General features: G+C 43.9%; 9 protein-coding genes. 8 read left to right on the top strand and 1 reads right to left on the bottom strand.

All coding sequences use genetic code 11. The features are described from left to right. Nucleotides 1–78: 78 nt before the first annotated feature. The 8 genes from ACMAZF_RS04515 (at nt 79) to ACMAZF_RS04480 (ending at nt 11054) form a co-directional block, all read left to right on the top strand. Entirely contained in the window at nt 79–435 is a 357-nt protein-coding gene (locus ACMAZF_RS04515) for an OmpW family outer membrane protein (protein ID WP_435276275.1), read from the top strand. A 145-nt stretch (nt 436–580) separates the two neighbouring features. Beyond that, complete coding sequence (locus tag ACMAZF_RS04510; protein ID WP_435276274.1) at nt 581–1048, top strand: OmpW family outer membrane protein; 468 nt, start codon at nt 581–583, stop codon at nt 1046–1048. A 552-nt stretch (nt 1049–1600) separates the two neighbouring features. Beyond that, nucleotides 1601–2989 (top strand): imelysin family protein, encoded by a 1389-nt coding sequence (locus tag ACMAZF_RS04505; protein ID WP_435276273.1) that lies wholly within the window; start codon nt 1601–1603, stop codon nt 2987–2989. Between the two features lie 477 nt (nt 2990–3466). Further along, on the top strand, nt 3467–5143 hold the full coding sequence (locus ACMAZF_RS04500; RefSeq protein WP_435276272.1) for a di-heme oxidoredictase family protein: 1677 nt from the start codon (nt 3467–3469) through the stop codon (nt 5141–5143). Next, on the top strand, nt 5143–6573 hold the full coding sequence (locus tag ACMAZF_RS04495) for a di-heme oxidoredictase family protein (protein ID WP_435276271.1): 1431 nt from the start codon (nt 5143–5145) through the stop codon (nt 6571–6573). The genes ACMAZF_RS04500 and ACMAZF_RS04495 overlap by 1 nt, the downstream gene beginning before the upstream one ends. Before the next feature lie 10 nt (nt 6574–6583). Continuing rightward, nucleotides 6584–7747, top strand: a complete 1164-nt coding sequence (locus tag ACMAZF_RS04490) for an imelysin family protein (protein ID WP_435276270.1) — start codon at nt 6584–6586, stop codon at nt 7745–7747. Then, complete coding sequence (locus tag ACMAZF_RS04485) at nt 7747–8844, top strand: DUF1513 domain-containing protein (protein WP_435276269.1); 1098 nt, start codon at nt 7747–7749, stop codon at nt 8842–8844. Before ACMAZF_RS04490 ends, ACMAZF_RS04485 begins: the two co-directional genes overlap by 1 nt. Nucleotides 8845–8864: 20 nt before the next feature. Next, nucleotides 8865–11054, top strand: a complete 2190-nt coding sequence (locus ACMAZF_RS04480) for a TonB-dependent receptor family protein (protein WP_435276268.1) — start codon at nt 8865–8867, stop codon at nt 11052–11054. Between the two features lie 868 nt (nt 11055–11922). Here the strand turns inward: ACMAZF_RS04480 and ACMAZF_RS04475 are convergent. Further along, a complete protein-coding gene (locus tag ACMAZF_RS04475) occupies nt 11923–12111 on the bottom strand; it encodes a hypothetical protein (protein WP_435276267.1) in 189 nt (62 codons plus the stop codon). Between the last annotated feature and the right edge of the window lie 136 nt (nt 12112–12247).

The following is a 12247-nucleotide window of genomic DNA, read 5'->3' as shown; positions in this document are numbered from 1 at the left end:
GTGTTTATTTTTATACGGGAGGATAATTCCCTCATCAGATAACACACTACAAATTCAAGAAAATTTCGGAGATAACTCATGAAAAAAACATTAACTAATATTGCAATCGTAGCGGCACTAGCGGCAACTTCTTCAGTAGCAATGGCTAACAAAGCTGGTGACATGATCGCTCGTGTTGGCGCAGTTAACGTAACGCCATCAAGCGACAAAGCAACTATCTATGCTGGTGGTAATAAAGTTGATTTAGGCGCAGGTGCATTAACAGCTTCTGTAGAAAGCGAAACTCAACTTGGTCTTAACTTTGTCTACTTCGCAACAGACAAAATCGCCGTTGAATTACTAGGGTCTGTTGATCTTTTGAGTTCATTTTTGCAGCAATTTGTTTGGGGTTTCTACAAGGCAGAGCCTATGTGGTGTAGCTGGCTACACGAATAGGCGATAACGCCGTAGAAATAACAAACAAATGCTGTCCGTAGGATTCACCTAAAAGTATTTTGTGCGGCGTTATTCGTCATTCACTGGGGTAAACCCAGCATCAATCCTCATGCCTTGCCCAAAACCCTTTTAGATTGAACAAAATTTGAACCACAAAGATCAACAGACCCTAGCAGCAACACCTTTTTCTCATGACCTAAAAGTTCACAGTGGTAGCACTGAATTAGATCTTGGTAAAACAAAGCACTTACCACCAACATTAAGCGCTTTATACTACCTAAACGCGCCAAGTGATAACTTCCAACCATATGTTGGTCTTGGCCTTAACTATACAGTATTCTTCGAAGAAGAGTTTGCACCAGGTGTCACAGGCGCTGGTTCAGTAGGCGGCCTAAACCTAACTGACTTAAAACTTAAGAACTCTTGGGGCCTAAGCGCACAAGTTGGTTTTGATTACCACTTAGACGAAAAATGGCTAGTGAACGCTTCAGCGCGTTACATTGACATCGATACTACGGCTACATTTAAGGCTATCGACGGTAGCGTACCAGGTAAAGTTGAAGTATCAATCGACCCTATGGTTTACATGGTATCTGTTGGTTACAAATTCTAATTACAGGATTTAAACACGTTACATAAATAACGATTTACTCAGGGCGCTAATACCCATTACCATTGAAGATGCTTGTTTCAGAGCTCGGGTAAGATTCGAATACAAGGCATGATTTGTAATTAATGGCTATTCCCTAATTATGAATCATAACGCAGTAGTCGTGTTCTACCCGAGCTTCCTACGGACAAGGCGATAAGCGACCAACTACGTTGTTATAAGATATTGGTTAAGAATGACTTAACGACACATCTTATGCCTAGTATTTGGCACGCTTCTCGTCTTGCTGAAATCATGCACTTTCACTGGCAATGGGTATAAACATAGCGCCCTTTTTTGCGCGCTCTACTTTTTCATTTCTTATTTTAAATCAACTTAACACCCCTAAATAAAAATAACTCTCATTAACACTTGATCTAACAAATGATAAGGATTATCATTTGTGCGTTTTTTTATCATATGTAATACGCAGCGTGTCTTTGAAAATGAAAACAGCATTTCTAAAGACATCGTTGAAAATACTAATTTTTATGCACCATGAAAGGAATTGCTCAAATGAATTTTAAAGATTTAACTAAAGTAAGCGCAGCCGTTGTTTTAGGCTTAAGCCTTGCCGCTTGTAGTGGCGACGACGGAAAAAATGGAACAAACGGTACTGATGGAACTAACGGTACAAATGGTGCTGACGGCAAGACAACATTTGTTGCCCGTGCTGACGTCATCAAAACAAATGCAAACATTGCTTACTCAGCTTATTCAGATTCATTGATCACAGCGGTTGCTTTAAAAGAATCACTAGACGCGTTAGTGGCTAACCCAACAGCTCAAAACTTTACCGATGCGAAACAAGCTTGGTTAGACGCACGCGAACCATACGGTCAAACTGAAGTTTATCGTTTCCGTGAAGGTCCAATCGATTTTGAAAACGCTGATGGCACAACAGGCCCTGAAGGCGCAATCAATGCTTGGCCACTAGGTGAAGCATTAATCGATTACATCTCAACGTCACCAGCAGTTAACGGTAACGCATTCCAAGAAGATGACAGCCGCGCAATTAGCAGCAACATCATTGCAGACACAACAGCTTACCCAACCATCAATAAAGCCACTGTTACTGGTTTATTCGAAACCAATGAAGATGAGCGTAATGTAACAACGGGTTACCACGCGATTGAATTTTTATTATGGGGCCAAGATTTAAATGCTGATTTAGGTTCGTCACAAACAACTCGTGATGCAACTGCGGGTAACCGTCCACTAACCGACTTTAATACAACTGGTGGTTGTACATCAGGCACTGGTAATGCAATGGCAGATAACATCTGTGAGCGCCGTGGCCAATACCTACAAGTTGCAGCTGATATCTTGATTGAAGATTTAACAACGGTTGTTAACGCATGGGAGCCAGCAACTGGTGAACATTACAAAACGTTTGTTGCTGGTGGCGACGCATCGTTAGCACTTATCTTAGAAGGCATGGGACGTTTAAGCTACGGTGAACTAGCAGGTGAGCGTATCAACGTTGCTTTAATTAATAACTCTCAAGAAGACGAGCACTCTTGTTTCTCAGATAACACACACCGTGATATCTACCTGAATGCAAAAGGCGTACAAAACAGCTTCAACGCTTCTTACACGCGTGTAAACGGTGAAGAAATTAGCGGCGCTTCTATCTACGACTTACTATTGACAGAAGGTCATCCTGAACTTGCTAACAAACTTCGCGGTTCTCTAGAAGCAACAATGGCTGCAGCCTCTGTTATCGATACTAAAGCGAAAACAGGTATGCCATTTGATTTACTGATTCAATCAGGTATCGATCAAGAAAACGTAATTGCCGTAATCAAAGCGCTAGTAGCTCAAACTGATGACATCGAAGAAGCGATCAAAGCACTTAATGTTACAACTAATGATTTACGTCAAGATACTGAAGAAAAAATCTAACGACAACGCTAACCATTATCGTTACCATACTCAGTATTGGTTAGCGATGTTCAAAGGGTTCACATTGTGAGCCCTTTTGTCGTATCTATTCATGGATGAAATATAAGGTTTTATACCAATTGCATTAAGTAAGTGATCTTGTTGTGCGTAGAGAAAATCAGCTAAAACAAGGCGCTCGATTGACTAATAGCTGGCTATTAGGATTGAGAGCAACGCCATTTTAGTTAATTTTAACAAGTACAAGTGGGCAAATATTTAATGCAATTGGTATTACTATTAAATTCATTACCTTATTAACAACATAAAAATACTAGAGACAATTTTTTCACAATCAATCATTTGCACTAATGAGAATCACAAGCAATTGCAGTGTTATTTTAATTATTTGAATAACCATATTACTGCGTGATCAGAAAAATTTTGAATAACCATTAGCATGCTCGTTAAAGAAAGCTTGCTCAATGTAGGAATGTAGCAATGAACAAACTGAGTACTATCACAGCCTCAATCGGCTTAGCTTTAGCATTATCAGCCTGTGGTGGTGGAGGCAGTTCATCGGCTCCAACTCCCACGCCTACGCCAGTTCCTACTCCTACACCGACTCCGGTACCGACTGTTGATCACAGTGGTTTAACGCCATTATCTAGTGACGTGCCAGCCGTTGGAGAACACTTAACCGGTGGCCAAATCACTACAACAGTGCATACACATGATGCCTTTAGCCAGCGCCCAGCTCCGGTAAAGCAAGACTTTCAATCTGATGGATTTTTTACTTCAGGTGATCATTTATTTAGAACTCCCCATCAAGGTCGCGGCCCTGTCATTAATGCAGGAAGCTGCCAAGGCTGTCATATCAACGACGGCAAAGGCGTTGTGCCAGCATCACCAGATGAAGCCATGAAGAGTATGTTCCTAAAGATTAGCGATGCCCAAGGTAATCCAGATCCGATTTATGGCGATCAAATTCAAACCTTTGCGCTACAAGAAGAAAATAACGATGACGGCGCCTTAGTACTATCCCAACATGATGGCTCACTCAATGGCGACAAACTCTTTGGCGAAGCTTATGCCTTTGTTGAATACGAGACAGTCACTGGCCAATATAGCGATGGCACGAGTTACGAATTACGCAAACCAATCTACAAAGTAAAAGACTTAAGTTACGGTGACTTTAACGACACTGTTGCATTTTCAGCACGCGTATCGCCTGCCGTATTTGGCTCGGGTTTATTAGAAGGTATTCCTAGCGAGAACCTCATTGCACTAGCAGATCCAGATGACAGTAACAACGACGGTATTTCAGGCCGCGCTCATATGGTCACTAACGTAATGACAGGCGAGAAAGAAATAGGCCGTTTTGCCTATAAAGCGCAAAACCCGCACGTTCTTCAACAAGCATCTGGCGCTTACCGTGGCGACATGGGAGTCACCAATTCATTATTTATTGGCGAGCCTTGTACTGATAAACAAATAGCCTGTGTTGCTGCCGCAGAGCGAGAACAAACACAAGGTGCTACTCCCGATATTGCTGATCGCCAACTTGCATTTGTTGAATTTTATAACAAGGTGTTAGGCGTGCCCGTACGCCGTGGTTACGACTCAACTACCGAGATCTGGGACAACAATATCGTTGCAGGCCGTAAGTTATTCTTTGATACAGGTTGTGTCGATTGCCATACGCCGCGTCACGTTACAGGGGACGTCGTCGACAGTCGCCTTGGCGGTATAGCATTGACAGAATTGTTACCAGAGCCAAATAAGGTTGATTACTTATCAGAGCAAACCTTTTATCCGTACACTGACCTTTTACTACATGACATGGGTGGCAGCTGTAAAGTTACCCGTGAACTTGAAGACGGTGCGAGCTGTGACGGCGGTGCAATGTGCTACTACGTGCAACGTTGTGATGGCCTAGCCGATGACATGCCGATGGGCGAAGCGAGCGGTAGTGAATGGAAAACCCCTGCACTTTGGGGCACAGGCCTAGTACAAACCGTTAATGAAAATGCCACCTTCTTACACGATGGTCGCGCTCGCAATCACGCCGAAGCCATTCTATGGCATGGTGGTGAAGGTGAAGCAGCTAAAAACAAATTTATCCAATTATCTCAAAGTGAACGTGAACAACTACTTGCGTTCTTAGGCTCACTCTAATGAGTAAAAAAGCATTAATGCTGATTGCTGTATTCGTTGGGGCGGTTGCTATAACCGCTTTTGAATATCAGCGTAGCAAAGTTCCTGCTTTTGATATCAGTGAATTACAACCCGGTGGTGAGATGACAGTTAAACGGTTATCTCATAACACTTTTGTTGCTATTGGCGGCAATGTTGACCGCATGAAAGAGCTAGAGTTTTGGAGCGGTTTCTCATTCTTTCGTGACCCTTGGGTTGTTGCACCAGCCAGTACTACTGGTCGCGACGGTGTTGGCCCACTGTTTAACACCCGCTCGTGTATCACCTGTCATCACGACGGTGGCCGCGGTCCAATGTCACCAGTTGGCCTCCACAAACCTTCATCATTGCTGATCCGCATTGGTAGCACGGTTGACGGTGTTAATGCTGTTGATCCTAACTACGGCGGTCAAATTCAGCCACGTTCTATCACCTTACTTAATAAATCAGTGACAGAGCAGCCGCAAGGTGAAGCCATGCTCGACTTACAATATCAAACCATCAAAGGCCAATATGCCGATGGTTCAAGCTATGAGCTAATTAAACCAAGTTACACGCTTAGTCATTTTAGTCATGGTCCGCTTGCCAAAGATCTCGGCCTATCGCCGCGTTATGCGCCAAGTATTTACGGCATGGGTTTACTAGACGCCATTAGCGATGCTGATTTAATTGCCCAAGAAGATATCAACGACAAAAATGACGACGGCATATCTGCGCGTTATAACCGTGTGCTCGACCGCATTACAAACGAGCCTAACGCCATTGGACGATTTGGTTTTAAAGCCCTACACCCATCGCTCGACCAACAGGTTGCCGCCGCATTTGTTGGTGATATTGGTATCACTAATCCAATTTTTCCTGATGAGAACTGCACCGAAATACAAGTTGGTTGTAAGCAAGTCGCCAAAATTGGTCATCCAACAGATCTTGAAGCACCAGAGCGCGTGATGCGCCGAGTTAATGATTTTAGTGCCTATATCGGTGTCCAACCAGCTCGTAATTTGACCGACAAAAATGTCCAACAAGGCCGAACATTATTTTACCAAGCCGGCTGTAACGGCTGTCATACACCAAGTTACACCACAGACAAAAACTATCGTCTACCGGAGTTAGCCAACCAAAAAATCTGGCCATACACCGACCTTGCGCTACACGACATGGGCGAAGGACTAAGCGACGGTATTACTGAATTCGACGCCAATGGCCGTGAATGGCGCACCGCGCCGTTATGGGGTATCGGTATGCAAAAAGAATTATCGACAACGGCGCGCTTTCTTCACGACGGCCGCGCTCGTTCAATCGAAGAAGCCATTTTATGGCACGGCGGTGAAGCTACCACTTCACAACAACAATTTATTCAAATGACCAAAGCACAGCGAGATTCTTTGCTGAGCTTTATCAAAGCAATTTAGGAACGACAGCATGAAAAATTTACGCATTATCAGTACCTCAATCGCCCTTGCCTTAACACTTGCGGCGTGTGGTGGCGGTGGCTCAAGTAGCACACCAACACCAACCCCGACACCAACTCCAACGCCGACTCCGACCCCCACTGGTACGATCGACGATCAATATGCGAGTTACCTAAGCGATCTTACGCAAAATCACATTTTGCCAGGATATGAAGACTTCCAAACTGAAAGTGCTAAGTTTGTACTCGCAACTAGCGCATTTTGTATTCTGACCAATACCACAGAAACAGATCTTAACTTAGTAAGAGCATCATGGCTTGAAACAAACCTTAGCTGGCAGAATATTCAGTGGGTTAAAGTTGGTCCTGTGGTTAATGATTTTGTTTCGTTTAGAATTCAAAACTGGCCCGACAGCAACAATGCCGTTGAGCGTGGTGTCGCTGAATTATTAGAAACCTCTGAAGAAGTTACCATCGAGCTTGTTGCCAAAAAACAAACAGGTGCCCAAGGCATTCCAGCGGCTGAAATGTTGCTCTACCCTGAAGACGCTAACGACAGCATCTTAACAAGTAGCAACAAAGCTAAACGCTGTGAAACCCTAACGGCGATTAGCGCCAACATTGCGAAAATGGCCAACGACGTATACAACGAATGGTCACCCACTGGCGGAAATTACGTGCAAAGCGTGAATGAAGGCACGGGTGAATTCACTGGTCAAAAAGATGCGGTTGAAGAGCTAGTTACCAACTGGTTAGAGCAAGTTGAACGCGTTAAAGACGAAAAAATCTTAAAACCTGTTGGCTCAGAAAAACCCGGTTTACCAAACATCGCAGAGCATGCGTTAAGCGACAAATCTCTTAACAGTATTAAAGTTAATTTAGACACATTTGAAGCTATCTATACCGCTGGCCAAGGTCACGGTTTTGATAACATCTTAACTGATTTTTTAGATCAACAAGCTACCGCAACGTCAATGACTGACAAAATCGACGCAGCGCAGGCAGCTATCGCCGCGTTAGAAGGGTCGTATAAAGACGCACTCAACGATGACACTAAGCGTGCAGCACTAGAAGACACCATCGCTAAAATTCGTGATGTACGAGACACGCTAACAGGTGAGTTCGTACAAATGCTTGATTTAAGCATTGGCTTTAACTCAAACGACGGTGACTAATGCTTAATCGTCGTCAGTTTCTATTAGGCGCTGGTGGTGCTGTGGCTTTAGCCAGTTTGCCGTTAGTGTTTAATGGTCAATCACAGCAATGGCTCGTAAGTGCATTCTCCAAAGGACAAAAGGGCAATGGACAGCGACACTTTGCTGGCGCATTTAACCAAAATGGTCAGCTAATTAACGCTGTTGAATTACCAGCGCGCGGCCATGGCAGCGCAGCTCACCCAACAAAGCCCGGGCATGCCATTATGTTTGCACGTCGCCCCGGGACCTTCTTGCTTGAAGTCGATTTTACTAACGGCGCTATTACGCAGCACATTACAGCATCCCAAGGACACCACTTCTTTGGTCACGGTGTGTTTAGTCAAGACGGCAAGCAGCTATTTTCAATTGAAAACAACTTTGAGCTAGGTCGTGGTGAAGTCGTTGTTCGCGACAGTAACAACTATCAAATTATTGACCGTTACGACTGTGGCGGTGTAGGCCCACACGAATGCCGTCTAATGCCTGATGGCAACACCTTAGTCATTGCTAACGGCGGTATAAAGACACATCCTGATTGGCCGCGTAAAAAACTTAACTTAGACACCATGTCACCCGCCCTCACCTACCTCGATTTAACATCAGGTCAGGTTATCGACCAATTCAGACTCGACAACCACCAGCTAAGTATTCGTCATTTAGACGTTAGCGCACAAGGCAAGGTCGTTGCAGGTTTGCAATATCAAGGGCCTAAAAGTGACAACGTACCATTAGCCATTAGTCATCACGGCCAAGAGAGCTTGCAGTTTTTGCAAGCGGATGATGTGGTATGGCGCTCACTCAATCACTACACCGCCAGCGTGTGTGTTGATAGCAGTACTCAACAAGTGGCAATTAGCTGCCCTCGCGGCGATGTAATTACCCTGTGGGATTTAAACAGCGATCAATATATTCGCAGCATTAAAATGCGCGATGTTGCTGGCCTTGGCCTCGCCAATAGCCAAGTAGTTGCCACCAATGGCAAAGGTCAGGTGCTCAACCTGAATCAAGCTAATCAACCATTTCTCAAATTCAACGATATTCGTTGGGACAACCACCTAACGACTATTCAATCTTAATTTCAGCGGAATAATACGCAATGACAACAGCTTCAAAACTATTACTCGCTCTTACTGGCTTAACCGCGCTTCAAGCCAATGCTAACGAAGCCAAGAGCGATAAAACCGACAAACAAATTGAAATCATCAGCATCATCGGTCAAAAACAGCAGCTCAAACAGGAAACTGGCTCAGCTTATGCCCTTACCAAAGAGCAACTAGAGCAATTTGAATTTGATGATATTCACCGTGTTCTGCAAAGTGTTCCCGGCGTTTATATTCGTGAAGAAGACGGTTACGGTTTGCGCCCTAACATCGGGATTCGCGGCGCGACAACAGAGCGCAGCAGCAAGATTACCATTATGGAAGACGGTGTACTTATCGCCCCAGCGCCATACGCAGCGCCAGCCGCCTATTACTTTCCAAATTCAGCGCGCATGACTGGCATCGAAGTACTTAAAGGGCCATCAGCCATTAGCTACGGCCCAAACACCGTCGGCGGCGCTATCAACATGCAGTCACGTGCAATTGAAGATGAAACTAAAGGCAATCTAGAGCTCGCCTACGGCACTGATAATTATCAAAAAGCCCATGCATATTACAATTACAGTAAAGATAACTTAGGCATGCTTATCGAAGGAATTCGTTTGTCATCAGACGGTTTTAAAGAGCTTGATAACGGCGGTGATACAGGCTTTGTTAAAAACGAATTGCTATTCAAACTCAACTACGAGCTCAACGATGATGGCATTTATCAACTGTGGCAGTTGAAAGCAGGTTACGGCGACGAAGAATCTAACGAAACCTACCTTGGCCTTTCTGAAGCCGATTTTAAAGCCAAACCTAATCGCCGTTATTTAGCGAGCCAAGATGATTTAATGACGTGGGATCACACCCAACTTCAAATCGGTCATTACATCGAATTTAGCGACGAATTAAGCATTCACACCCAAGCGTATCGTCGTGACTTTGATCGTGACTGGGGCAAGCTAAATCGCCTTAACACCAATCGCTCAATTCAAACGGTTTTACAATCACCAGACACAGGTCTTAATCAAATTTACTATGACGTATTAACAGGTGCTCGTGATTCACAAATTGGCACTGACACCCTGCTTTACGGACACAACGATCGTCAATACTATTCACAAGGCATCCAATCTAAACTGGTGTGGCAAAGCAATCACTTTGGCAGCGACAGTGAATTAGAAGTCGGCATTCGTTTTCATCAAGATCAGGTAGAGCGCAACCACTTTGAAGATCCTTACTTGATGCAACAAGGCCAACTGGTTGCCACCAATGGCGACACCATTACCACGATCAAAAATAAAGATAGCGTAGATGCACTAGCGACGCACCTCAACTACAAGTTAGCATTTGAACAGCTGACGTTAACAGGTGGTGTACGCATCGAGAATATCGACGGTAAGCATCAAGACTTATTAGATCCAACACTTAACACCACCAACAGCGATACCTTAGTATCACCGGGTTTAGGCGCATTCTACCGCCTAACTGACGAGTTTGGTGTGCTAGCAGGCGTAAACAAAGGTTATGTACCCAATGGTCCAGGTCAAAGCGATGACATCGATGCTGAAGAAAGCTGGAACTACGAGTTTGGTTTCCGCTACGGCGACGACGTCACTCAAGGTGAAATCGTCGGCTTCTTTACTGATTACAGCAACCTAAAAGGTAACTGCACCTTCTCAAGTGGTTGTCTAAGCAATATCGACGAAGAATTTAACGGCGGCGCTGTTGAAGTTAAAGGTATCGAAGCAAGCTATTCAAGCCAGTGGCAATTAAGCGATAGCATTTCAATTCCGCTAAGCATCAATTACACCTACACAAAATCAGAATTCCAAAGCGATTTCTTGTCTACGTTTGTGCAATGGGGCGACGTAAGCAAAGGGGATTCATTACCTTACATGCCAGAAAGCCAGTGGAGTATTGAAACAGGCCTGCAAGGTGAGACATGGAAGGTGGCATTAATCGCCAAGCATGTTGATAAAATGCAAGAAGCGGCCGGCGAGCGAACTGAGCTATCAGGTTACTGGACCGACGCCATCGACCAAATCGATGTGTCGGCTTACAAAGAGTTAAGTGAGGGTTTACGTGTGTACGGGAAAATCGATAACTTAACTGACCAGCAGGATGTTGTATCTCGCCGTCCATTTGGGGCGCGTGCGGGTAAACCGAGGCAGTTTACTGTTGGGGTTAAATACGACTTCTAATTGCTGTCGCGATTACAATCACCCCACTGGATACTCAGTATGCTTGGTGTGCTAAATAGATTGCGTGTCTAATTAACTTCTACGATTGCACACCAGTTACTTTTCTTTGCTTCGCCAAAGAAAAGTAACCAAAAGACAAAATGATCGGGAATGATTCTAGGCAGCGTTAGCTGGTTCGAAGAACAAATAACAAGGATGTTATTTGCAAAGGCGACCCGTAAATTTATCGCTTTTCTTAAATGATAAATTGCCTATTCAATACCGTATTTGATCCGCGTTTCGGCAACTGCTCCTGCGTTGCTCTACCTCCTGCATCCATGCAGTCGCCTGCGGCAAATACTAAAAAGTTTGTCTGGAACAAACTTTAACAGCTTTAGCTGGCCTCGTAGAGGTGAGTACATGGAATGTACGAATAAAAATCATCCATGATTTTCTTACTGCGCTATTTTCAAATGAAGGCGATAAAAAACGGGAACGATCCGCGCTGAATGTTTTCCAATAACCATCTCTGATAACAAGTTTAATTATACCAATTGCATTAAATATTTGCCCACTTGTACTTGTTAAAATTAACTAAAATGGCGTTGCTCTCAATCCTAATAGCCAGCTATTAGTCAATCGAGCGCCTTGTTTTAGCTGATTTTCTCTACGCACAACAAGATCACAAACTTAATCAAATTAATGGTATTACTTAAAAACTATTCAAAGTTTTCATAGCTATTGCTTTTTATTGAAGCCTACAGAATGAAGACATGTCGTATTATGCCCATATAATTACAAGAAACTGACATGAAATTGCAATTTCATAACTAAATCAATGGTGCAATCCAGTGATTTAGCTAACATCACGGAAAACCTAACAAGTGCGTTAATTGGCGGTAGCTGCGTTCGCGTTTAGCGTATCAATAACCCATTGTGTAAGTTTTTTACCGTCTTTTTGCGCCTCTTTAACCCACATGGCTTTAACGCTTGGATTAACGCGGCAAACTAGCGTACTGGTCGCTTTTTCTAGGTCAGATTTGGCGGCGTTCTGATTGCCTTTATTTGCATGTGTCATAGTCCGATCACCTCAAAAACAATTATGGCGAGTATCACGCCAACTGTGCCATAAATGGCAATTTCTTTTAATGTGTTACGTGTTTTATTTTGCATGTTAACCCCGTATTGGTTAGGTGAGGGAGCTTTCGCTCCCT

This window comes from Psychrobium sp. nBUS_13 (assembly GCF_051201665.1).
Taxonomy (GTDB): domain Bacteria; phylum Pseudomonadota; class Gammaproteobacteria; order Enterobacterales; family Psychrobiaceae; genus Psychrobium.
This window is presented reverse-complemented; position numbering and strand designations above follow the sequence as displayed.